The 22,176-nt window shown below is 65.1% G+C and carries 22 protein-coding genes; 8 read left to right on the forward strand and 14 right to left on the reverse strand.

Features of this window, described 5'->3' with window-relative positions; translation table 11 throughout:
• The first annotated feature begins 114 nt into the window (after nt 1-114).
• From GSQ83_RS06795 to GSQ83_RS06810, 4 genes are all read left to right on the forward strand, one after another.
• Nucleotides 115-1,179: a ligase-associated DNA damage response exonuclease gene (locus GSQ83_RS06795; RefSeq protein ID WP_254065530.1), complete on the forward strand. Its 1,065-nt coding sequence runs from the start codon at nt 115-117 to the stop codon at nt 1,177-1,179.
• A complete protein-coding gene (locus tag GSQ83_RS06800) occupies nt 1,176-2,795 on the forward strand; it encodes a cisplatin damage response ATP-dependent DNA ligase (protein WP_158802127.1) in 1,620 nt (539 codons plus the stop codon). Before GSQ83_RS06795 ends, GSQ83_RS06800 begins: the two co-directional genes overlap by 4 nt.
• 24 nt (nt 2,796-2,819) lie before the next feature.
• A complete protein-coding gene (locus tag GSQ83_RS06805) occupies nt 2,820-3,134 on the forward strand; it encodes a c-type cytochrome (RefSeq protein ID WP_158802128.1) in 315 nt (104 codons plus the stop codon).
• A gap of 96 nt (nt 3,135-3,230) precedes the next feature.
• Nucleotides 3,231-3,686 (forward strand): lytic transglycosylase domain-containing protein, encoded by a 456-nt coding sequence (locus GSQ83_RS06810; RefSeq protein WP_254065531.1) that lies wholly within the window; start codon nt 3,231-3,233, stop codon nt 3,684-3,686.
• Here GSQ83_RS06810 and GSQ83_RS06815 read toward each other — a convergent pair whose 3' ends face one another.
• The 8 genes from GSQ83_RS06815 to GSQ83_RS06850 all read right to left on the reverse strand — a co-directional run bounded on the left by GSQ83_RS06815 (nt 3,687) and on the right by GSQ83_RS06850 (nt 14,013).
• Nucleotides 3,687-4,706: an aldo/keto reductase gene (locus GSQ83_RS06815; RefSeq protein ID WP_158802129.1), complete on the reverse strand. Its 1,020-nt coding sequence runs from the start codon at nt 4,704-4,706 to the stop codon at nt 3,687-3,689.
• A 708-nt stretch (nt 4,707-5,414) separates the two neighbouring features.
• Entirely contained in the window at nt 5,415-5,987 is a 573-nt protein-coding gene (locus GSQ83_RS06820; protein ID WP_158802130.1) for a class I SAM-dependent methyltransferase, read from the reverse strand.
• The gene (locus GSQ83_RS06825) at nt 5,984-6,718 is read right to left on the reverse strand and encodes a PIG-L deacetylase family protein (protein ID WP_254065532.1); all 735 of its coding nucleotides are present in this window, start codon (nt 6,716-6,718) and stop codon (nt 5,984-5,986) included. Before GSQ83_RS06825 ends, GSQ83_RS06820 begins: the two co-directional genes overlap by 4 nt.
• Nucleotides 6,715-7,848: an acyl-CoA dehydrogenase family protein gene (locus GSQ83_RS06830; protein ID WP_158802131.1), complete on the reverse strand. Its 1,134-nt coding sequence runs from the start codon at nt 7,846-7,848 to the stop codon at nt 6,715-6,717. Before GSQ83_RS06830 ends, GSQ83_RS06825 begins: the two co-directional genes overlap by 4 nt.
• Nucleotides 7,845-8,957 (reverse strand): glycosyltransferase family 2 protein, encoded by a 1,113-nt coding sequence (locus tag GSQ83_RS06835; protein ID WP_158802132.1) that lies wholly within the window; start codon nt 8,955-8,957, stop codon nt 7,845-7,847. The genes GSQ83_RS06830 and GSQ83_RS06835 overlap by 4 nt, the downstream gene beginning before the upstream one ends.
• Before the next feature lie 124 nt (nt 8,958-9,081).
• Nucleotides 9,082-9,876 (reverse strand): S49 family peptidase, encoded by a 795-nt coding sequence (locus GSQ83_RS06840; RefSeq protein WP_158802133.1) that lies wholly within the window; start codon nt 9,874-9,876, stop codon nt 9,082-9,084.
• A 4-nt stretch (nt 9,877-9,880) separates the two neighbouring features.
• Entirely contained in the window at nt 9,881-12,277 is a 2,397-nt protein-coding gene (locus GSQ83_RS06845) for a mechanosensitive ion channel family protein (RefSeq protein ID WP_158802134.1), read from the reverse strand.
• Nucleotides 12,278-12,381: 104 nt separating this feature from the next.
• Complete coding sequence (locus tag GSQ83_RS06850; RefSeq protein WP_371417974.1) at nt 12,382-14,013, reverse strand: gamma-glutamyltransferase family protein; 1,632 nt, start codon at nt 14,011-14,013, stop codon at nt 12,382-12,384.
• A gap of 193 nt (nt 14,014-14,206) precedes the next feature.
• Here GSQ83_RS06850 and GSQ83_RS06855 point away from each other — a divergent pair, with 193 nt between their 5' ends.
• Entirely contained in the window at nt 14,207-15,838 is a 1,632-nt protein-coding gene (locus GSQ83_RS06855) for a glycosyltransferase family 2 protein (protein WP_158802135.1), read from the forward strand.
• An 84-nt stretch (nt 15,839-15,922) separates the two neighbouring features.
• Here the strand turns inward: GSQ83_RS06855 and GSQ83_RS31115 are convergent, their stop codons facing one another.
• The 4 genes from GSQ83_RS31115 to GSQ83_RS06875 all read right to left on the reverse strand — a co-directional run bounded on the left by GSQ83_RS31115 (nt 15,923) and on the right by GSQ83_RS06875 (nt 18,011).
• Entirely contained in the window at nt 15,923-16,036 is a 114-nt protein-coding gene (locus GSQ83_RS31115; RefSeq protein WP_158802136.1) for a transposase, read from the reverse strand.
• 2 nt (nt 16,037-16,038) lie between these two features.
• The gene (locus tag GSQ83_RS06865; protein ID WP_158802137.1) at nt 16,039-16,236 is read right to left on the reverse strand and encodes a hypothetical protein; all 198 of its coding nucleotides are present in this window, start codon (nt 16,234-16,236) and stop codon (nt 16,039-16,041) included.
• 148 nt (nt 16,237-16,384) lie between these two features.
• The gene (locus GSQ83_RS06870; protein WP_158802138.1) at nt 16,385-16,636 is read right to left on the reverse strand and encodes a hypothetical protein; all 252 of its coding nucleotides are present in this window, start codon (nt 16,634-16,636) and stop codon (nt 16,385-16,387) included.
• A gap of 94 nt (nt 16,637-16,730) precedes the next feature.
• A complete protein-coding gene (locus GSQ83_RS06875) occupies nt 16,731-18,011 on the reverse strand; it encodes an Nramp family divalent metal transporter (protein ID WP_158802139.1) in 1,281 nt (426 codons plus the stop codon).
• A 97-nt stretch (nt 18,012-18,108) separates the two neighbouring features.
• On the opposite strand from GSQ83_RS06875, the gene mntR reads away from it, so the two are divergent.
• Complete coding sequence (gene mntR, locus GSQ83_RS06880) at nt 18,109-18,537, forward strand: manganese-binding transcriptional regulator MntR (RefSeq protein ID WP_254065533.1); 429 nt, start codon at nt 18,109-18,111, stop codon at nt 18,535-18,537.
• 46 nt (nt 18,538-18,583) lie between these two features.
• A complete protein-coding gene (locus GSQ83_RS06885; protein ID WP_216849965.1) occupies nt 18,584-18,994 on the forward strand; it encodes a VOC family protein in 411 nt (136 codons plus the stop codon).
• A gap of 178 nt (nt 18,995-19,172) precedes the next feature.
• Here the strand turns inward: GSQ83_RS06885 and GSQ83_RS06890 are convergent, their stop codons facing one another.
• Nucleotides 19,173-20,237: a low specificity L-threonine aldolase gene (locus GSQ83_RS06890; RefSeq protein WP_158802142.1), complete on the reverse strand. Its 1,065-nt coding sequence runs from the start codon at nt 20,235-20,237 to the stop codon at nt 19,173-19,175.
• A gap of 142 nt (nt 20,238-20,379) precedes the next feature.
• On the opposite strand from GSQ83_RS06890, the gene GSQ83_RS06895 reads away from it, so the two are divergent.
• Nucleotides 20,380-21,501 (forward strand): Gfo/Idh/MocA family protein, encoded by a 1,122-nt coding sequence (locus GSQ83_RS06895; RefSeq protein ID WP_158802143.1) that lies wholly within the window; start codon nt 20,380-20,382, stop codon nt 21,499-21,501.
• Nucleotides 21,502-21,674: 173 nt separating this feature from the next.
• On the opposite strand, the gene GSQ83_RS06900 is transcribed toward GSQ83_RS06895, so the two are convergent.
• A complete protein-coding gene (locus tag GSQ83_RS06900) occupies nt 21,675-22,172 on the reverse strand; it encodes an SgcJ/EcaC family oxidoreductase (protein ID WP_158802144.1) in 498 nt (165 codons plus the stop codon).
• Between the last annotated feature and the right edge of the window lie 4 nt (nt 22,173-22,176).

A 22,176-nucleotide genomic window follows, 5' to 3' on the forward strand; every position in this document is an offset into this window, starting at 1 on the left:
AGTCAGAAACCGAAGACTAGCCTCCGCCGCCAAGCTCAAAGCGCCTCTTCCAGGACAACGGGCAGACCCTATATCTACTCCGTGGTCGTGCCGCATCCTGAAACTTGGCTCCGCGTGCTGCCTCAGGGCCTGTATTGCGAGCCTGGAGGGTTTTTCATCGATCCGCTGCGAGCGGTGGATCGAGCGGTCATCACGCATGGCCACTCCGATCACGCGAGGGCGGGTCACCAAGCTGTGCTCGCTACCCCCGACACGCTTGCGATCATGCGCGCCCGTATGGGGGCGGAGCGGGCCGGGGAGAGCCAGCAGCCGTTGGCCTATGGCGAGCCCCTGGACATTCGCGGCGTGCAGGTAACGCTCAGGCCGGCTGGTCATGTTCTCGGCTCGGCGCAGATCGTCATGGAATGGCGAGGCAGCCGTGCCGTTGTCAGTGGCGACTACAAACGCCAGGACGACCCGACCTGCGCGCCGTTCGAGCCCGTCGAATGCGATGTCTTCGTGACGGAGGCGACCTTCGGGTTTCCGGTCTTCCGCCATCCGCCACCCGCGCATGAAATCGCCAAACTTCTCAAAAGCCTCGCGCTGTTTCCCGAGCGCACGCATGTCATTGGCGCCTATTCGCTCGGCAAGTCTCAGCGGGTGATCGCCTTGCTGCGCGAAGCCGGTTGGGATGGCCCCATCTATATCCACGGCGCGCTGACCTCGCTCTGCGCCCTCTATGAGGAACGCGGGGTTCGCCTTGGTGACCTTCGGGCAGCGACTGCGGCTAAGAAAGAAGTCCTAAAGGGGGCGATTGTCGTGGCGCCCCCGGCGGCCTGCGCCGACCGCTGGGGTCGGAGGCTGAACGATCCGGTGATCGCCCGCGCCTCCGGCTGGATGCGGGTGCGTCAGCGCGCCAAGATGGCCGGCGTCGAGCTGCCCATGATCATCAGCGACCACGCCGATTGGGACGATCTCTTGCGCAGCATCGCGGAGGCCCAGGCGCCGGAGGTTTGGGTGACGCACGGCTCGGAGGAAGCGCTGATCCACGCACTCTCGCTGCGCCAGATCCGTGGTCGCGCCTTGCGGCTGGTCGGCTATGAGGGCGAGGAGCCGGGCGAGGAAGCACCCGACGAACGCGCCTCGGCGCCGCCCGAACCCGGCGACCATCTGCCGCCCGTGGCGGAGGGTGCCGCATGACACCCTTCGCGGCTTTGCTGGAGCGGCTGCTTTTCACCCCCGGCCGCCTCGCCAAGATCGCTCTGCTACGGGACTACTTCGCCCATACCCCCGATCCGGATCGAGGCTATGCCCTTGCGGCCATTGCCGGCGATCTCAGTTTCGTCGCCGCCAAGCCCGCCATGATCCGCGAGATCACCATGGCGCGGGTCGATGCGACGCTCTTCGAGTGGTCCTATGACTATGTCGGCGACCTCGCCGAAACCGTCGCGCTGATCTGGCCCGATACGGCGCCGGGGGTTGCGCCGCGCCTGTCGGAAGTGGTGGACGCCTTGCACGACACGAGCAAGGCGGCTTTGCCGGCGCGGATCGCTGGCTGGCTCGACCTCTGCGATCCCTCCGAGCGGATCGCGCTGCTGAAGCTCATCACGGGCGGATTGCGCGTCGGCGCCTCGGCTCGGCTGGCAAAGATCGCGCTGGGCGAAATGGCGGGACTTCCAGCCGATGACATCGAGGAGGTCTGGCACGGCCTGTTGCCGCCCTACTTGCCGCTATTCGATTGGCTGGAGGGCAGGGCGCCCAAGCCTGACGCGGCGGGGGCGCCGGTTTTCCGTCCGACCATGCTCGCCCATCCGCTGGAGGAAGCCGATGCGGCGTCGATCGACTGGGACGCGTTTCGCGCCGAATGGAAATGGGACGGTATCCGCGTGCAACTGGTCGCGACGAGCGGGGGCAAGCGACTCTATACCCGCACCGCGGAGGACATTTCTCACGCCTTTCCCGAGATCCTAGCGGCGATGCATTTTCTCGGCGTATTGGACGGCGAGTTGCTGGTGCTGCGAGACGGGCAGGTGGCGCCGTTCGCGGACTTGCAGCAACGCCTGAACCGCAAGTCGCCCACCGCGAAAATGCTGGCCGAATTTCCAGCCGCCGTGCGGCTGTATGACATTCTGTTCGACGGCGATGAGGATCTCCGGGCGCTGCCTTTCGATGCGCGCCGACAGCGCCTGGAAGCCTGGTATGCGCAGGAAAATCCGGAACGGATGGACCTCTCGCCACTCATCGATTTCGCAGGCCCAGAGGATCTCGCTCAGCTACGCCTCGGCGCTCGAGCGGCGAGCATCGAGGGACTGATGCTCAAACGCGGCGATGCGCCCTATCTCGCCGGGCGGCCCAAGGGGCCATGGTGGAAGTGGAAGCGCGATCCGCTCTCGATCGACGCTGTGCTGATGTATGCGCAGCGTGGGCATGGCAGGCGGTCGAGCATCTATTCCGACTATACCTTCGGCCTGTGGCGAGACGACGGGGTGCTGGTTCCGGTGGGCAAAGCCTATTCGGGCATCACTGACCAGGAACTGAACTTCCTCGACTCCTGGGTGCGCAACCACACGACATCGCGCTTCGGACCGGTTCGGGAAGTCGAGAAGGCGCTGGTGCTGGAGATCATTTTCGACGCGGCGCAGCTTTCCACACGTCACAAATCGGGCGTGGCACTCCGCTTCCCGCGCATCAGCCGCATCCGTACCGACAAGCCCGCGGCCGAGGCGGATAGGCTTTCGAGCCTTATGGCGCGTGTGGTACGCTCCGGCATCGCAAAGGGCGAGACGCTGGTCGAGGCTCCCGCAGCCGCGAATTAGCGTATGGGGCAGGGAGGCGAGACGATGGCGCGACGCTTGGCGATTCTGGCTATTGTTGGACTGGGCGGATTGCTAGTTGGCGGCGCGGCACAGGCGGCGACCCCGCCTGCCAAGACTGCCATTTGTGCATCCTGCCACGGCAAGGACGGGCGTTCGCCTTACCCGACCTTCCCAAATATCGCCGGCCAGAATGCCGGTTATATCGCCTATGCCCTCGGCCAGTATCAGCAGCACCAGAGGCTGGGCAGCCAGGCGGACACGATGAGCGGCATCGCCGCGCAGCTCACGCCGGACGATATCAAGGCGCTCGCATCCTATTACGCATCGCTGACGTCCTAGCCGGCGCGGCGGACGGCTTATGATTTAGAAGTGATTTAGCGGTATGATCCGCGGCACAGACTTAAACGTGCCGTCCATTCCTGTCGGAAATCCCAGGTGCCCGTCCCATATCTCGCCTGCATGATCGCCGCCGCGGCGGCTTATCACCTGCCCGTGCGTGTTCTCCCGGCCATCCAGGCGGTTGAGGGCGGGTATGTCGGCGCCGTTAGTCCCAATCGGGACGGCAGCCACGATCTCGGTATCATGCAGGTCAATTCGCGGTGGGTGAAGCCGCTCGCCGCCTATACGGGCTTGCCCGAACAAGCGGTGAGCCTGCGCCTCATCCTGAGCCCTTGTTTCGGCGTGGCGAGCGCTGCCGCCATCCTCAAAGGTTACCTCGTCGAAACCCACGGCAATATGCTCCAGGCGATCGGCTACTACCACTCACACACGCCGGGTCTAAGCGGGCCGTATCGCATGAAGGTACTGGAGCACGCGATAGCGATGGCGCCGCTGCCCGGAGCGACGCATCGTCACAAACACAAGGCGGGGCCGCCGGCGGCGGCCCCTTAGTCACGGCCGCGTCGGGCCGCGTCCCGCGCCTGTCGCCTGGATCGCCGCCGCGATTTCGTCGAGATCGTGGCTGGTGAGTTGGATGAGGCCGCCCTCGACCCAGCCATCCACCTGAGCCGGGCTACGCGCACCCACGATTGCTCCTGTCACTGGCGCCCAGGACAAGACCCAAGCGATCGCGACGGCCGCAACCGCCACATTGTGACGTTCGGCGATCGGCCGCAGTGCCTCGGCGAAAGCGAGGTTTTGGCGCAGCCCGTCGGCTTTGAAATGGGGGCTGCGGGAGCGCCAGTCGTCGGCGCCCAAGGCCTCGGCCCGAGCGACCGAGAAGGCTCCAGTCAGCAGACCCGCCTGCATGGGGCTATAGACGATCACCGCCGTCTCATGTGCCGCACACCAGGGGAGCAGGTGTTCCGCCGTGCCGCGCTCGATTGCCGAGAAGGGCGGTTGCAGCGTGTCGACATGACCGAGCGACTCAGCCGCCTCGAGCTGCTGTGCATTGTGGTTGGAGAGACCAACGGCGCGAACCTTACCCTCGGCCTTGAGGTCGAGCAGAGCGCCCCAATAGTCGGCGATCGGCGTGCCGTCATCCGGCGGCCAGTGCATCTGATAAAGGTCGATCCGCTCGACTCCCAGGCGCCGCAACGACGCTTCGGCCTCCTTCCGAATGCCCTCAGGCCGGCCGATCCGCTTGGCGACGGCGCGGCGATCGGCCTCGTCCCAGCCCAACCCGCATTTGGTGAAGACGAAGGGACGCTGGTCGGGCGACATCTCGCGCAAGGCCGCGCCAACGACCTCCTCGGACCGGCCGAGACCATAGACCGCCGCGGTATCGATCCAGTTCACCCCATGATGCTCTACGGCGTGGCGGATGGCGGCGATGGAGTCCGCATCATCCTGACTACCCCAGCCAAATGCCCATTCCCCGCCGCCCAGCGCCCAGGCGCCGAAGCCGACTGGCGTGATCTTCATGTCGGTCAGCCCAAGCCGCCTCAGCGGCAGGGATTTATTGTCGCTCATGCTCTTCTCCTGAGGTAACCCAGGACATAGGACCTAAAGAGACCAAGCGTGAAGAGGTCGAGCGCGACCGTCACAAATCGTAACCTCGAAGACTTAACATAATATATCTTCTGCGACTTTTTTATGCGGGATGGTGGGCTGTCGAGGAGTTGATGCGTCCTTGCGCCGCCTCTTCCGTTTCGGAAAGCGTAAATCTTCGGCGTCTCAGCAGTGTGAGGAGCACGTGGCGGAATTCCGCTCCCTCGGAACCGAGAATGCCAAGCCGGTCAGCTTCACCCGCGAGCACGTCCTATCTCGCGGGTGAAGCCTACTCGTCTTAGCGCTTGCCAGTTTTAGCAAGCGCGTCCGGGACGGCTTTTCCCGGCACCTGAGGACTTGAACCCGAGGCTGCTGGTTTCGCGGAGGTGTGCTGTGCGTCACCGAAGGCTTCGGCCGGCGTCGTGACCTCTTCGTCACCATCCGCGCCCGTGGGCGCCGTCTTGCTCACATTGCCTATAGCTTCCGGAACAACTTTGCCGGGCGGCCCTGAGGTTGCCGAAGAGTTTGTCGAATCGCGGTCTTGCGGCTGCATTGCCATAGCGTCCTCCCTTTCTGGGCCCCCTCAGGGGCGGGGATCAGACGATAGCCAGCGGAACCGCGCGTCTCGACGCACGATAAGATGAGCGCGAGAAACATTCGCGCGAGCACGCCAACCGCACTGTTTTCTACTCAGTCCCGCTGGAGAAGATCGAGTCGATACCCCTTCCCCATCTGCCGTAGCGAGATCGAAAACCCCGTCTCCGCGATACAGCGGTCGGCGGCCGCAATGCCCTGGTTTGGGTCGTCCAGAGCGCCGGTCCAGTTCACAAGCAAGACGCGCCCGCCAGGCTGAAGATGTTCGCGCAACCGTGTCGCGACCTGGGAAATATCGGGGCCGTCGAGGAAATACAGCACCTCCGACAGCACAACGAGATCCAGCGAAGCCTCGGGCCACTCAGCCGGTATCACCATACGGAGGAAGCGCGCTTGCGGCAGATCGCCGCAGCGTCGGCGGGCAGCGTCGAGCGGCATATCCGTGATGTCGACACCCAGAAACCGCTCACAGAGTGGCGCTACCTGGCGCGATAGCACGCCAATCGAGCATCCGACCTCAAACGCTGAGGCGTAGCGGCGGTCGGCCAGCGCGGCCAGGCTACGGGCGTATTTCTCCTGCTCATAGGCACTGGTCGTGAAGCCCCAAGGATCTGGATTGGCCGCGTAGAGTCGCTCGAAATGCGCGGCGTCGCGGGAAGGCGCAGTCATGAAGCGAGGTAGACCTCGAAGGCCTTGGGAAAGTGGGTGAGCAAGCTTTCTGGCAGTTTGAAACCGCCCGGATCGTCCTTGATGAGGTCGCCATACTGGGTGGCATGCGCCTTAATGGCCTGCTCTTTCACATCCAACTCATCGCCGATGTCGAGCCGCCATCCATGGGGGAAAGGCTCATCGACCATGGCGTCGTCCGGTAGTGTCCAGCCCCAGACCGGATAGCTGAGCAGCGGGATCCCTGCCCGCCCCGCGACATGCACGGCTAGTCCTGCCGCCGCCTCATGGTCGCAATGCGGGTCATGCCGCCACGCGGTTAACAGGACCGGACGTTCCTGGCCCTCGCAGATGCCGAGAACGCGGCGGGCCGCGAGCTGAAACGCCGGACCGACGCGCGGCATCGCCGTGTCTTCCAATCCGAGAAACCAGATGTTGCCTATGGGAAGACCAAGCAGCCCAAGCGCCGTCTGCGCCTCCCGCTCCCGCGCGTGGCGCAGACGCTCCGCCGGATAGCTCGGCGAATTGGGATGTGACCGGCAACCGTCGGTGAGAATGACGACTTGTGGCTTCACGCCAGCGGCGCAGGCCTGGGCGATGAGCCCGCCACAGCCGATGCTTTCGTCATCGGGATGCGGCGCCAGGATGACCGGCACGCGTCCTTGCAGGATTGTGTCGAGATCGGCGAGCGGCAGGTCGTTCCAAGCCTGCCGCACAGCTTCCATGCGCATCATGACCTCCTCCCCCAGAGGCCGTCCGGCCGTGTCATGAAGTAGCCGCCCGCTTGTACTAGAACCTCATCGATCGCGGGCTGCCGAAGATAGGTTTGCAGGTCGCGCGCCACGCGCTCCACCGCGGTGCCGCTTAGGAAGGCGCTCAAGCCGAGCGAGCGTTGCACCCGCTCGATCCCGTCGAGACAGGCCCTCTCGACGATTGTTCGAGCGAGGCCAACGGTAGCGACGATCTGCTCCGGCGGTGCGATCAGGTTTTCCGCCGCTTGTCCCGCCTGCTCCAGCCATAGCTGGCCGGTCCGATATGCCATCAAAGTCTCCCCGTAGCGCACCCGTTGGTGGGGATCGCTGTCGCGCCCTCGCACCACCAGCGCATTGCCGAGCAGACCTAGCAATGCCCGCAACCCGCCCAGCGCCACCGCGCTGCTGCGCCAGGCACCGGCTGAGAAGTCGGGCTCGCGCATGTAGTCGCCCGGTTGGCCAATGATACGACCGCCATCGACACGGAGTTTAGTGAAATCCACCTGCCCGGTAACAGCGGCGCGCATGCCGCTCATCGCGGTGGGCAGAGGCGAGACACGCTCGCCCCGGTCCAGGTCGAGCATGAGCAGCCGAGGCGCATCGGTTCCGGCCTCGGCCGCTGTCACGACGGCATGCGTCACATGGCCCGCGCCGGAACAGAAGGCTTTACCGCCGCGCAGAATGAGCGCACCGCCTTCGCGCTCGAACCGCAGAGCGCTTTCGCCCGGCGCGTCGGTAACCCAGAGGGCGAACAGCCCACCGGCACGAACGGCGCTCGCTGCCTCCTCCCGGAGCCCCTCATTGCCGCAACGCATGATCAGCCGGAGCGCATTGATATGAGCCTCGACGATCCGACCGACCGAGAGATTGGCCGTTCCCAAGGCTTCCAGGTAGTCGAGGAGCTGGAGCCCCTGCCCCGGCTCCGTGCCCAATCCGAAACCGCCCAGATCGCGTGGCAATGAGGCGATCAATCCGCCGATTGCTTCGAGATCAGCGATATCTTGTGTCGGGAAACGGCCTTCGCGATCGAGGGCAGTGGCGCGGTTAGCCAGCTTCGGGGAAAGAGCGGCGAGCGCTTCGAGCAATCCCGCCGAGCGATCATCCGGCGTCAAGCGGCAGCCAGTTCGCCGAGGTCGATGCTCGGCTCCGTTGCAGGCAAGCGGCCGAGAGGTTCAGATTCAAAGGCTGATTTATAGCCGGCGAGCCGGTTCGTGGCCTCCGAGATCAGCGCCGCCAGCTCGTGCATCGCCACCGGTCGACGCTCTAGCCTCGGACTTGCTCTTTCGATCGCCTGCCAAACGGCGCCAAAGCGGGGCAGTCGGAACATGGCCGCCAAGGCGTCGACCTCACTCATTGCCAAACCGTGCGCCATTTCGCTGATCTCCCGCCGATCAGGTCGTTTCTGCCACAACCGCCTCGCCTCGGCGCGCAGGATCGAGCGTGCGATCGCGGCTTCCACCGGCTCCAACCGGTCGTCGGCCCATTGGTCCTGCTTGATCATACGGCGCGCGATCGTCGCCGCCATCCCGCCTTCCGCGCGACCGACCATCCGGCCTGAAACAACAACGTCGATTTCTGGATCATGCCTGATCCGGGCGTCATGTTTCAGCGCCGCCTCGATCAGCGCCCGATCTTCTCCAATCGCGACGCGCGGCACGCCGCCGATGGCGCGCAAGGCGGCGACGGAAAAGGCGATGCTGGCGCCGGAATGTTGTGTGTGGCGCGGCCAAGGATCATCGGGGTTAGGGTCGATCACGCTGTCGATCTCGTCGAGCAGTCGCGTGTAGCAGGCTTCCCGCGCATCATCCTCGACGATCTCGCGCCTGAGCGCCCGCTCATCGTCCGGGTCGATCGTGGCCGTGCCACAGACGACATCGGCGCCACCGCGCAGTCCCGTGAGGTTCCGCGCCACCCACTCTGGCGGAACACGGCCATCCGCATCCGTTGTCAGCACAGCGCCGCGCGGTCCGGCGAGCGAGGCAGCGAGATCTATGGCCAGGCCACGCGCGATACCGGCGCTGGACTGTTGTGGCGCGAGCTTGCGCGTGACGATACGCAAAATGGATGGACATAACCGCGCCATCGTGCGTGCCACATCCTCGGTGCCGTCCGTGCAATTATTCAGCAAAAGCAGGATTTGATCGGGCGGCTCGGTCTGAGCAAAAAGAGCGGCGAGGCAGGGGCCGATCGCCGCTTCCTCGTTGCGAACCGGAATAGCCACTGACGATGCCGTGATCCTATGCGCGTACAGGTTCGAGAGGCTGCCGGTTGAAGCTGCGCGCACGGTTTGTTCCGAGGTTAGGCACCCTCAGCTGGCCGTGCGCTCCTCAATCGACAAGACACGCTCAACGGAATTGCGGAAGATCTCGCGCATCTGTTAGCTCGGTCGCCATCTCGATTGCGCTACGTCCCATGAGACGTAGCAATCCCCGTGGCTTGCGTGGTCTCAACCAAAGCGGTCGGGCTTTCGTGCCGCCCCAGCTTCGTACCAGTCCGTCCACGTCATCGATGGCATCGACCAAGCCGGCTTCGACGCCGCGTGTTCCGGTCATGTAGCTGCCGTCGAACAGTTCATCCTCCGGTGCGCGCAGGCGAGTGCCACGGCGGCTGCGCACCCAATCCTTGAAATGCCCGTGCAGGTCGTCGAGCAACTCGCGCGTGAACTCCACATCCTCGGGGCGCTCGGGCCGGAAAGGATCGAGCCGGCCCTTGTTGCGGCCGGAGGTATAGATGCGCCGATCGATATCCAGGCGATGGATCAACCGGTCGAGGCCGAAGCCACCGCCGATCACGCCGATCGAACCCACGATGCTCATGGCATTCGCCCGGATTTCATCGGCCGCGCAGGCGATCCAGTAGCCGCCCGAGGCGCCCACATCGCCGATCACCGCGGTCACGCGCGTGCCGGTTTCCTCCGCGCGGCGGCGGATGAAGCGCCCGAGCAGGTCAGACTGCACGGGGGAGCCGCCGGGGCTCTCGATCGCCAGGATGAGGCGCTTGTCGGCTTTGGGCGCGAGGGCGAAGCCCTTTTCCAGTGCCACGCTGACGGATTGCAGGTTGAGGGCGCCGGGCCGGGCAGCGATGACGCCACGCAGCTCGACCACGGGATAGCGCTTGCGGTGCCAGGGCAGGATTCGCATGGCTCTAGTTATGGTCCTTCGGTGCCTCGGGCGCATCCCCGGCCGGTGCGGCCGCCGCCGGCGGACGTTCCACACGGATATCGAGAGGGTGGCGGAAGCCGCTCACGGTGACGGGCGGCGTCATGCGGATGCCTTCTTCCTGGAAGGCGAGCTTGATCCGCCGGTTATATTCCCGCTGCACGCTCCAGCGCGCCCCGTCCGTGCAGACGATCTGGCCAGCGAGCGTCACCGTGGTTCCGTCCACCTTATCGACGCCCCAGAGCTGGAGGTCGCTGAGCATGCCGCTGGCGTATTTCTCGTCGTCGCGCATCTCTTTGGCGACTCTGCTCAGCAGAGCGCCGACGCGATCCGTGTCCTCCTCGTAGTCCACCGTTACCGCCACGGCCGCATTGCCGATGCCCCGGTTACTGTTGGTGACGGTGGAAACGGCGCTGAAGGGGATGAGATGCACCGAGCCATCGCCCGCCCGCAGCCGGAGGGTGCGGATGGAGAGGTTTTCGACCGTGCCGGAAAGACCGCCGGCGGTCACATTATCCCCGACCTGCATGGCATTCTCGATGAGCAGGAAAATCCCCGTGATGAAGTCCTGGACCAGCTTCTGCGAGCCGAAGCCGAGCGCCACGCCGAAAATTCCCGCCCCCGCCAGGAGCGGCGCGATGTTGACGCCGAGTTCGCTGAGCGCCGTCAGTCCGATCAATATAACAAGGACAATAAACAAGGCGTTGCGCAGCAGCGGCACGATGGTTCGCAGACGCGCCGCGCGCAGGTAGTCGCCGCGCCGCGTCAAGCCGTCGAGCTGCGCCTGCATCCCGACGTTGAGCACTTCCCATAGTCCGACCGCGATTACCAGCGTCACGGCCAGGTTTAGGATCAGCCGCAGCAATTGGCTGCCGATGCGGTCATGGGTAAGCCAGCTCAAGGCGCCGAGGCCCCAAACCTGGAACAGCGCGAGCAGCGTCGCGATGACGATGAGGGTCTGCAGGGCAACCCGCACCGGCCTGTGGTAATGCGCGACCCGCAGCCGCACGACACTCGCGGTCTCGGTCGCGCGTATGCCGGGGAATAGCCGGTCGAAGCCGCCGAGCAGAACGATCCACACGATGCGGGCCAGCACGAGGATGAGGAGGCTCATCATCACGAACTGCACCGGGCGTGCGGTGCCGTCATAATCTGACGTTGCCGCAATGATCCAAACGGCGACCACAACGATCATCGCGTGGATGTGCCAGAAGGGCGCGTAGCGGCGACGCAGCCGCGCCCATGATGTCATCTCGTCCCCGGTGCCGGCGATCCACAGGGCGACAGGCGCTCGGCATTCGATGATCGCCCAGATCAACAGAAGATGCACCACGAGCGCAATCATGTGGATGAAGCCATTTTCGAGGAATGGGCTCAAGCCGAGATAGAGCGCGATGCGTCCGAGGATGTAGCCGCAGACTATAAGTGCGACGATGCGCCGGGTCCAACGCCGCACGAAGGCGGCTCCGGCATCAGGGACATGCAGCAGCCGTAGGCGGAAGGCCGGCGCGGCGATCAGCGCCCTGATGACGCAGTAGGCAACCCGGCCGCGGGCATAGATGCCGACCGCACCCAGAACCAGCAGCCGCGTCGTCTCGCCGCCGGACAGCGGAGTCGCCAAAACCAGCAGGGCGGTGGCGAGAAAGACCAGGGGGCCAGTCAAATCGACCGCCAAAGCGAGCAGGATGAAGGGCAAGCGACGTAGCAGCAGCCAGCCCGCTCGCAGGCGCCTGCGCCGTGCCTCGGGCTCCGCTTCGGGTCCGGGTGGGACTTCCGCTGGGGCTTCGGGCTCCTCCGCCGCCTCAGCCGAAGCGTGTGCCTGATGGCCGCCCAGGAAGTCATAGAAGCGGCGGGTGAAGTGGACCGTGAGCCATTCAAGCAGGAAGCCGAGGAGAAAGATCACGACCAGGGGCACCGCCGCGCGGCCTGCCGTCCGGAGCTTGGCCGGATCGCGCGCCACGCTAACCACCCAGGCACCCAGGGCCGGGAAATCCGTGATCTCCTTCGCTGTTCTGGCCAGCATCGCGCCGGTGTCGGCGCTGGCGGAAGAGGCCTGATCCAGCAACTCGGCACCCAACCCATCCGCCTTGAGAGACGGGGCTTTGGCTGGAGGTGGCGCTCCTGGTTTGGCCGCGGCGGCCGGCGTGGTCGTAACGGCAGCGACCGGCACGACCTTTTGCAAGTTCTCGAGCGTCGTAATCACCATCGCGCGCTTTGCCGGGTCCTGAAGGACGTCGAGGAGCTGCTGCGCCTGGGCGGACGACAATCCCTGCGGCGCCGTGGGGGATGAGGGCGAATCAGCCACGTCCGCCGTCGCGGCCAGGCTCGGTCTCGCGATGAGCAGCAGAAATACAGCAAGAAACGCGCGGATCGGGATGCTCATCGGGGCACCCCGATCATGAGGCGGCGGCCGGTGTCAACGCGGGAGCCTCGGGCCGCCGTTCAACATGTGGCGCGCAAGGTGCACGCCATCGATGGGCATCCGGTCTAGTAACCCAGCGCGCAGCCATCCTTGCGCGGATCGGAACCGCCCGTCAGCACGCCCGTCGCATGGTCGATCCAGATCGCCTGCGCGCCGCCGATCGGGTCGTCCGCCGCCATGAAGCTATGGCCAAGCGCCTCCAGCCCCGCCCGGCTTGAGGCGGGCAGCGTCGCCTCCGCCTCGATCTTGCCGGTCATTGGATCGGGGAAGAGGCGCGGCAGGTCGATCGCGGTTTGCAGGTCGAGGCCCTGTTCCAGGACCTTCGACAACAGGGCCGCCTGTCCCATCGCCTGGTAATGGCCGCCCATCACGCCGAAGGACATCACCACGCGGCCCTTTCGCGTCAGCATCGCCGGGATAATGGTGTGGAGCGGCTGCCGACCCGGCGCCAAGGAATTTCGGTGACCCGGAACGAGCGAGAAGCCTGAACCGCGATTATTAAGCAGCACGCCGCTGCGAGGCGCCAGGATGCCGCTGCCGAAACCCCAGAAGATCGAGTTGATGAAGCTCGCGGCGTTGCGGTGCCGGTCGACGACCGTGATGTAAACCGTGTCGCGATGCTCGGGCCCCGGATAGCCATGAAGCTCGGTCGCCGCGCTCTTCGTGTCGATAAGGGCCGCCAGTTTGTCCAGGAAGCGCGGCGCCAGAAATTCCTCGACCGATTTCGGCGAGCCCTCGGCCAGGGCGGCATCCCGCACCGCATAGGCTTGTCGCACCGCCTCGATCTCGAGATGCAGCCGGGCAGGGTCGAGCGGTCCGCCGGAGCGCGGCAGGCGCTCGAGGATGCCGAGGATGAGCAGCACAATGATGCCCTGCCCCGGCGGCGGACACTCGACGACCTCGTAGTCGCCGAAACTCGCGCGGACCGGCGTGACGTACTGGCCGGCATGGTTGGCGAAATCCGCGAGGTTATGCGAACCGCCCTCGGCCCGGAGCGTCTCCACCAGCTCCTCGGCCACCGGCCCGGTATAAAGCGCGTCCCGGCCATGCTCCGCGATGGCGGCCAAGGTCTCGGCCAGCTGTGGAAGACGATGCACCGTTCCGGCGGCCGGCGCCCGCCCCTGTGTCAGAAAGGCCTCAGCGGTCGCCGGGCGCGCAGCGAGGACGGGCTCGGCGTTTCGCCAGTCGAAGGCGACGCGGGGTGTCACTGCGTAGCCGTCCCGGGCATAGGCGATTGCTGGTTGCAGCAACTCGCCCAACCGCATGGAGCCATGATCGGCCGATAGGCGGCACCAGGCATCGATCGCGCCGGGTATCGTGACGGCTGCCGCGATATGCGGCGGGATCCGCGCATGGCCTTGACGCCGCAGTGCCTCCGCATCGCTCCCGGCGGGGCTCCGCCCGGCGCCGTTGAAGGCGTGAATCTCGGCACCGCCATTGGGCGCGTAGAGCGCGAAGCAGTCACCACCGATGCCGGTCATCGCCGGCTCGACGACGCATTGCACGGCACAGGCGGCGATGGCGGCATCGATGGCATTGCCGCCCGCGCGGAGCACCTCGATCGCGGTCAGGGTTGCGGCCGGGTGGCTGGTCGCGGCCATACCATTGCGCCCCATCGCTACCGAGCGGCCGGGCGCCTCGAAGTCACGCATGAAGGGTGAGGAGGCTGACGCCTGAGACATTGGCAGTTTGTCCATCGCTACATCAATCAGAGTCACTTCGGAGGCGGAATATACCGTCTATCTTCATCAAGCTGAAACCCGTTTCCGGCAAGTCATCCCGCGTTCAAGGCACGCATTCGCTGCTCCGCGCGAGCACAGTCGAGAGGCTGATGTCCTATCCTGCCAATCGGCGTGACGCGCCATACGACAACGAATGCACGGGATTGCCATGAAGGTTGCTGTCGTGACGGTCATCAAGAACGAAGCATCGGATCTGCCGGCCTGGCTTGCCTGGTACCATACGATCGGTGTCGATACGATCATCCTCTTCGACGATGAATCGGATGATCATACCTACAATATCGCCAGAGCCGCGAGCCAGTGCCAGGATATTCGTCTGTTGCGAACGGACGCGAAGCTGCGCTCGCGTACGGACCGGCAGTCCGCGGCCTTTCGGGAAGCTCTCGCGTTATTCGGCGCGAAATTCAATTGGATGGGGTTTCTCGATGGCGACGAATATCTGCACCTCCGGCAAGACCTCTCGATCAAATCCTTCCTCGCCCGCTATCCCGGCGCGAACGGCCTCGGCTTCAGCTGGTGCAGCTATGGAAATAACGGTCACGTTCTAAAGCCGCGGATCCCGCCTTTTGAGGCTTTCACCCGGCATACGGCTCCATGGTCCTATCACAACGTCATCAAATCATTCGTGCGCCCCGGCAAAGTCGGCCCGCAATGGCTCGACACGCATCGCTTCGATGTCGAGGCGCCTTATATCGACGCTGCGGGGCATCACCTTGACTGGACCGAACACGGCTGTGTTGCCAAACCGCCGGACTGGTCGCAGGCGAAGGTCATGCAGTTTACCGGCCGCAGCATCGAGCATCTGATCGATCGCCTGCATCGCCGGCCGGATCTGCGCCTGCTGTCACAGGAGGATCTCGGTGGGTTCGGAACGAACGAGATCGAGGATCTTTCGCCGCTCGATAAATTGTCGCCAATCTACCGGCAGATCCTCCGGATCGACCGCGAGGTATTGAAGGCTTTCGTGAACCGATGCCGACAGGCGGCCTTCGCCTTCAGGCGCGAAGCTCGGGAGAGGCGAAGCTTGCCGCGTCTTTTTGCCCCACTGGCGCAGCGATTGCTTTCAGTGATCGGCACCGCGCCAACAGCCGCCGCGCCAATCGTTTCGCCGGCAGCTGATTTTCACTGGATCGTAAGCGCCTTTGGAACCGTGCTCTGCGCCGACGGAATCACCGGGGAACTGCTCCACGCGACACCCGACACCATCAAGCTGGCTGGCTGCCATCCAGTTTTCGCCATGAGACCGCTTGCGGAAGCCGATATAGTCTTTCTCATCTCTTCGCGCTCGGAGATCCCGCTCCGCATCGTGCGGCCTGTCGATCCCGCCATTCGTGTCGATTTCCTGAGAGAGCATCGCATCGGCGATATCCTCTCCTACCAGGCGGTTTCTGTTGCGGGCGACGAAAGCGCCCGGTTCAGCCTGCGCCATCCTCGCACCGGGCGCTTCATCACGGCGTGGCCGCCGATGGTCGATGATCCAGAGGGTATCGGTCGAGTTTTCGTCACCCGTGAGGTCGCGATGGACTGGGAACGCTTTTCGCTCGCCAAGGTCCACGGATTGCTCGGAGCTTTGCCTCAGCCCGAGATCGTCGCCGAACTCGCGTCGCTGCCGCCGAAGGTCCTGACCTCGGAGGGATTGTTCGCCTGGGTCTCGCGGGGAACCCCGCCCTCCCCGGCGGTCTTTGCAGCGCTACTGACCTTCCTGCCTTATCGCGACCAACTCAACTTCATGAAGGCGGCGCCAGACGCCGCCCTGCCAGACTGGATGCACTACCACTGAGCGCGAGGCGGCCTTGCTTCGCCGCGACTGCCGGATGTCTGATGACGCGGTCGCGCCGATGACCAGCAGCTGCGCAGCCGCTCACTACCTGTCGGCTGATCCCGCCGAGACGCGGATTGCCGGGGTCGAGTGTTCACGCGGCGTTAATCCGATCCAGGCCGCGAAGTGCCGCCTCCACCGGAACCGCGCCGCATCCACAGTCAGCGCCAGCGTGATGGCGCTGACCGACCGTCGCCGGGGACCGCCGCAAGTCTCTGGCTCACCGGGTTCGCCTTGTGCAGTGCCGCGATCGTGCGAGCGAGTTCGGCGAGTTCCGCATCGAGACCTGCGACGTTCTTCCCGAGCAGCTGGGCAATCGCCAAAGCCGGCGCGGGCAGCGCTGCGACCCTGGATGGCATGCCTGCGCGGACGATGACGCTGGTGGGCATTGCCAGCGAGAGCTAGCGCGGGAAAGCGTCACAGACGTTGCGACTCAGCAAATATTTTGGTTGCGACTCAGCATCTAACTTCATACACGATACGAAACCACTTTGCCACTGCCCGCGATCAGCCGCGAGGTTCGGCGAAAGGAATTCCGTGCCCCATTCGCCAAGTCTGTGCCGCCGCGCCATCCTCACTTTCGCCGGGGTCGGCCTCGATATTCGCCCAGCCGCGAGGCGGTTTCGCGACGCGATGCTGCGGTCTCATCGCACCGAAACCGCGCGACTTTTCGCCCGGGTTGAGAAGACCCAGTTTCACCTTCAAGTCGAGGTCGCCGCATTGCGCGGACTCCTGCAAGCGGAAATCGCGGCGTTTCACGAGCGGTGCGAATTGCTTGAAATGGCTCTCGCCGCGGCGGAGGCAGGAGGCGGCGTGTTGGAGAAAGCTGACGCCTCGGCGTCGGACTGCGCTGTTACAGCAATCCGCCGATCAGCCACAGGTTGAGACCTAGGATCAGGAAGGCGACGCCCCACGCCAGGGTCTTGGCTGGCAGATTGAGAGCGAAGGCGCCCATGCGCCGGCGGTCGCCCACGAAGCGAACTAGGGGGAAAACGGCAAAGGGAAGCTGGCACGACAGCACGACCTGACTCGCAAGAAGCAGGCCGTTGACGCTGTTCGGTCCGGCGAAAGCGGTGAAAGCCACGACCGGCACCACCGCCAGGCCCCTTGTCGCGAGCCGCCGCATCCAGGGCCGCAGACGGATGTTGAGAAAACCCTCCATCACGATCTGGCCCGCCAGCGTCCCCGTCACCGAGGAGTTGAGGCCGGAGGCAAGCAGCGCCACGCCGAAAACCAACGGAGCGATATGGCTCCCGAGGAGCGGCGCCAGCAGGTGAGAGGCTTGCGCGATATCGGTCACGTCATGCCGTCCATGCGCAAAGAAGGTCGCCGCCGCCAGCACCAGGATCGCCGCATTGACGACGAAGGCGAGGCCAAGGGCGACATTGGAATCGAGGACCGCCCAACGCAGCGCCGCGCGTTTTTCTCCATCCGGTCGATCCGCCCGTCCGCGCGCCAAGGCGGAGTGCATGTAGAGATTATGCGGCATCACCGTCGCGCCGATGATTCCAATCGCGAGATACAGCATCGCCGGGTCGCTCACGATCCGCGTCGTCGGCACAAAGCCGCCGAGCACCGAGCGGATTGGCGGCTGCGCCAGCGCCATCTGGATCGCAAAGCACAGCATCACCGTGATGATGAGGGCGATCACGAAGGCCTCCAGCCCGCGCATGCCGCGCCCGAGAAGGGCGAGGACGATGATGACGTCCACAATGGTGATGATGGCGCCGACAAGGAGCGGCAGTCCGAACAGCAGCTTCAGCGCGATCGCCGTGCCGATGACCTCGGCGAGGTCGCAGGCGATGATGCCGAGTTCCGCCGTGGCCCAAAGTGCGATGCGCGGGATCCGGGGCAAAGCCTGGGCGCAGCTCTGGGCGAGGTCGCGCCCTGTGACAAGGCCGAGCCTCGCCGACCAGGCCTGCAGCAGCATCGCCATGATGCTGGAAGCGAGCACGACGGAGAGCAGGCGATAGCCATAGGCCGAACCGCCAGCCAGATCGGTCGCCCAGTTTCCCGGATCCATATAGCCGACGGCGATAACGTAACCCGGACCAGAAGCCGCGAGCAGACGCCGCGGCCAGGTCGCCCCGCCGCTCAGCCGCAAGCTCCGTGTCTGTTGCGCCTCCGCGTCCATGAGACAAGATGTAGCATGTGCTACATCTTGATCAAGTGCGATGTCTGCCGCAGTTTGGCTTTGGCGTAGCGACAGCGACCGCGAGGGAGGGTCCGCTTTGACAGAATTGCCGGCCCAACCCACTCAAGCCCATCGCTTCAGCAAGACCCGGCGTGCCCAGGCTTCGGCGCTTTTAGAGGATTACGTCGAGCTCATCGCCGATCTGCTCGACACAGCCGGGGAAGCCCGCGCGGCCGAAATCGCCCGTCGCCTCGGTGTCTCGCATGTCACCGTCATCCGCAGCGTGACCCGGCTGGAGCGCGAGGGGCTCGCCCTCGTCAAACCCTATCGCGGCGTCGCGCTGACGGCTGCCGGACTGCGGCTTGCCGAGCGGGTCCGGGCCCGCCACCGCCTGGTGGTCGCGACCCTTCTCGCCTTGGGCGTGCCCCTGGAAATCGCCGAACAGGATGCCGAGGGAATCGAACATCACGTGTCCGATACCTGCCTCCAGGCTTTCGCGCGTTTCGTCGAAGGCGAAAATGGTTAAGCAGTCGTCAAAAGAGCTGGCACGACGGCCAGCCTGCGAGGAAATGATGACGGACTTCTCCGAACTTCACGCCATCAGCGACATCTGCCTGCTGGTCCAGGACCTGGACCGCTCGATCGCCTTCTATACCGAGAAGCTGGGCTTCACCGTGCGGCGGCGGACCGAGGGGTTTGCCGCCTTCGACAGCCGGGGCGTCAGCCTGGTCGTCTGGCAGGTGGGGCATGTGCCCGATGTGAAACGTCCGAACGGCCCGCCAATATCGCCGCGCCCCGACCACCGCGCCTGCGTCTCGATCAAACTACCGAGCGCCGAGGCGGTGGATCGCTGGCACGCAACCCTGACGGAGAGCGGTCTCCTCTTCCAGCGGATGCCGGCGGATTATCCCTGGGGTGCGCGGAGCTGCTACTTCACCGACCCCGACAATATCCTGTGGGAGCTCTACGCGGAGGTTCCGTAAGACCGCCGCGCCCGCTTTGGCGTGATGATCTAGCACCGAACCGGAACGACAGATCCGTCATGGCACGCGAAGGCGTGCCATCCACGCCTTCCTTGGTTCGCAGGCAAGGCGTGGATGCTCGGCCTTCGCCGAGCATGACGTGGTGGAACAAGCATGACCCAAACCAGAGACATCCAGCTTAACTCGCGAGGCGCTTAGCCGCCGCGATGAGTGCCTCCACCGCCGCCGGGTCGGTGACGTAGGAGGTCACGAGCCGCACCATCGGATCGGCGGAACTCTGTCGCGCATCCCAGCGGTAGAAGCCGAAACCCTCCGCGAGGAGACCGGCGACCACAGGCTCCGGCAGGCAGATGAAGATCTCATTGGCCTGCACCGGAACCGCGAGTGAGGCGCCAGGAATGGCGGCGAGGCCAGCGGCGAGACGCGACGCCATCGCATTGGCGTGGGTAGCGTTCCGCAGCCAAAGCCCGTCCTCCAAATAGGCGCCGAGCTGCGCGCTCACGTAGCGGAGCTTCGACCAGAGGTGCCCTGCCCGCTTGCGCCGCTCCTCGAAGCCGCGCGCGAGGGCGCGGTCGAAGAAGATGACCGCCTCAGCCGCCATGGCGCCGTTCTTCGTGGCGCCGAGCGACAACACCTGCACGCCGGCCTTCCAGGTGGTTTCGGCCGGCGAACAGCCGAGATGCGCGACCGCGTTGGCGAACCGCGCGCCATCCATATGGACCGGCAGCCGCTGCGCCTTCGCCGCCTCGCCCAGCGCTTGGAGTTCGGCGGCCGAATAGACCGCGCCCCACTCGGTCGATTGAGTGATGCTGACAGCCGCCGGCTGTACGGCATGGACGCCGAGGGCACGCGCCCGCTCGGCTTGCTGGTTGATCTGCTCGGGCCGCAGCCGGCCATCGGGCGCCGGCAAGCCGATCAGCTTGGCGCCGCCGGTGAAGAATTCGGGCGCACCGCACTCATCAGTGTTGATATGCGCATCCTCAGCGCAGAGCACGGCGCCGTAGGAAGGCACCAGCACCGCGAGGGCGAGCGAATTGGCGGCGGTGCCGGTGGCAACCGGAAAAAGGACGAGGTCGGTTTCGAAGATGTCGCGCGCCTTCGCCTCCAGCCGCAGGGTCCATTCGTCGGCGCCGTAGGAGGCGGCGGTGCCGTGATTGGCGGCCGCGATGGCTTGCATGATCTCGGGCGCGACGGGCGCCACGTTGTCGCTACCGAAATTCCAGTCGTTCCGTCCGCCAGCCATTCCGCTTCATCCTTCAAGCTCAACCGCGCGCGACCCTACCGCCACCGCTCGCCCCCGCAAAACCGCGCGAGCGAACCGATGACGCGCGAGGCCGCGCGTGGCAAATAGCGGTGCGATGCAATCGATGTGTTTAGGGGACGCCATGAAGAAACCGGTACGCATCGGGCTTGTCGGGTCCGGCTTTATGGGGCGAACCCACGCGTTGGGCTTCCGCACCGTCGGCGGAGTCTTCGACCTGGCATTGGCGCCGGTGCTGGAGGTGCTGGCGGATGCGAATGAGGATCTGGCGCGTGGCGCCGCGGCGCGGCTGGGCTTTGCCCGCTCAACCGGAGATTGGCGGGCGCTGGTCGCGGATCCGGCGGTGGATGTCGTCGATATCACCGCGCCCAATCTGCTGCATGCGCCCATCGCTCTGGCCGCGATCGCCGCTGGCAAGCCGGTCTATTGCGAGAAGCCGCTCGCGCCGACCGCCGTGGCGGCGTTGGAAATGGTGGAAGCCGCCGAGCGCGCCGGGATCGTGACGCAGGTCGGCTTCAACTATATCTGCAATCCGATGCTGGCCTTGGCGCATGAGATGATCGCCAGTGGCGAGCTTGGCCAAATCTGGTCTTTCCGCGGCATCCATGCCGAGGATTTCATGATCGACCGCCAGTCGCCCTGGACCTGGCGGCTGGACCCTGCGGGCGGCGCGGGTGCCATCGCCGATATCGGTAGCCACATCATCGGCATCGCGCGGTTCTTGCTGGGCCCCATTTCCGCGCTCTGCGCCGATGTCGAGACGGTGATTCCCGAGCGGCCGCTGCCCGGTGGTGGCGGGTCACGCGCTGTAGAAGTCGATGACCAAGCGCGCATGCTGCTGCGTTTCGCGCGTGGCTGCCGTGGCGTGATCGAGACGAGCTGGCTTTCCTCCGGCCGCAAGATGCAGTTGGAATTCGAGGTGATCGGCGAGAAGGGCGCGCTGGTTTTCTCGCAGGAACGCTTCAACGAGCTGCGCTATTACAAGGTCGAGCGCGACGGATCGCGCAACGGTTTCCGCACCATTTTGGCCGGGCCGGAGCATCCGCCTTATGGCGCCTTCTGCATCGCGGGCGGCCACCAGATCGGTTTCAACGATCTCAAGGTCATCGAGATCCGCAACTTCCTCGAAGCGCTGGCAGGCGGGCCGCGACCCTTCGCTGATTTCCGCGAGGCCTATGAGGTTCAGCGCGTCATCGACGCGGCGCTGGAATCGTCGCGGGCGCAGCGCTGGGTGACGCTGGATTGAACGGAGCCTAGTGCCAGGAGTGATTTCACCCCCGTCATGCTCGGCGAAGGCGGGGCCGCCCGCGGCCGAGAATCCACGCCTTGCCTTCTCGCCGCGAGTAAGGCGTGGATCTTCGGCCTTCGCCGAAGATGACGATGGAAACCCCCGACGGCTCATGTCCGCAACTCAGACGGTTACTTCGCATTCGCGGGGATCGTGAAGCTCACGAAGCGTGTGATTTTCCACTTGCCGTCCGCTTGGCGCTGGAAGGCGTCCATGCCGATTTCTTTGGATACGACGCGCGGCTTGCCTTGGCCAACACGCTCCTGCAGCGTCCAGGCGATCGGCACCACGGCGAGGTCGCCCGAGACGATGATGTCCCGGATTGCCATCGTGTAGTGCAAGGCGCGCGAGTTATTCGCCAGCGCCTTGCGCAGGCCCGCGCAAACCGTGTCGAAATGACGGGTCGGGCTGCCCTGGACGGCAGCGACCAGGTCAGGCGCGAAGAGATCGCAGACATGAGCGGCATCGCGCGTATTGAATGCCGTCATCCAGGCCTTGAGCGCGTCCGCGATCTGCGTCTGATCAGGCGTCGCGGCACGCGCGGGCGCTGCGGGGCCGAGGCCCAGCGCCAATCCCGCCGCGAACATCAGCACGACGCCGCGCCAATTCGCCGCCGGAACATTCGTCATCGCT

Source organism: Acidisoma sp. L85, assembly GCF_009765865.1.
Classification (GTDB): Bacteria; Pseudomonadota; Alphaproteobacteria; order Acetobacterales; family Acetobacteraceae; genus Acidisoma.

Coding starts and splice junctions, on each gene's coding strand:
- GSQ83_RS06865 (WP_158802137.1), bottom strand. CDS start 16,236: ATGCCATCCAGGGTCGCAGCGCTGCCCGCGCCGGCTTTGGCGATTGCC.
- GSQ83_RS06855 (WP_158802135.1), top strand. CDS start 14,207: ATGAAGGTTGCTGTCGTGACGGTCATCAAGAACGAAGCATCGGATCTG.
- GSQ83_RS06850 (WP_371417974.1), bottom strand. CDS start 14,013: ATGGACAAACTGCCAATGTCTCAGGCGTCAGCCTCCTCACCCTTCATG.
- GSQ83_RS06875 (WP_158802139.1), bottom strand. CDS start 18,011: ATGGACGCGGAGGCGCAACAGACACGGAGCTTGCGGCTGAGCGGCGGG.
- GSQ83_RS06815 (WP_158802129.1), bottom strand. CDS start 4,706: ATGAGCGACAATAAATCCCTGCCGCTGAGGCGGCTTGGGCTGACCGAC.
- GSQ83_RS06800 (WP_158802127.1), top strand. CDS start 1,176: ATGACACCCTTCGCGGCTTTGCTGGAGCGGCTGCTTTTCACCCCCGGC.
- GSQ83_RS06900 (WP_158802144.1), bottom strand. CDS start 22,172: ATGACGAATGTTCCGGCGGCGAATTGGCGCGGCGTCGTGCTGATGTTC.
- GSQ83_RS06845 (WP_158802134.1), bottom strand. CDS start 12,277: ATGAGCATCCCGATCCGCGCGTTTCTTGCTGTATTTCTGCTGCTCATC.
- GSQ83_RS06895 (WP_158802143.1), top strand. CDS start 20,380: ATGAAGAAACCGGTACGCATCGGGCTTGTCGGGTCCGGCTTTATGGGG.
- GSQ83_RS06890 (WP_158802142.1), bottom strand. CDS start 20,237: ATGGCTGGCGGACGGAACGACTGGAATTTCGGTAGCGACAACGTGGCG.
- GSQ83_RS06805 (WP_158802128.1), top strand. CDS start 2,820: ATGGCGCGACGCTTGGCGATTCTGGCTATTGTTGGACTGGGCGGATTG.
- GSQ83_RS06840 (WP_158802133.1), bottom strand. CDS start 9,876: ATGCGAATCCTGCCCTGGCACCGCAAGCGCTATCCCGTGGTCGAGCTG.
- GSQ83_RS06885 (WP_216849965.1), top strand. CDS start 18,584: ATGACGGACTTCTCCGAACTTCACGCCATCAGCGACATCTGCCTGCTG.
- GSQ83_RS06825 (WP_254065532.1), bottom strand. CDS start 6,718: ATGATGCGCATGGAAGCTGTGCGGCAGGCTTGGAACGACCTGCCGCTC.
- GSQ83_RS06820 (WP_158802130.1), bottom strand. CDS start 5,987: ATGACTGCGCCTTCCCGCGACGCCGCGCATTTCGAGCGACTCTACGCG.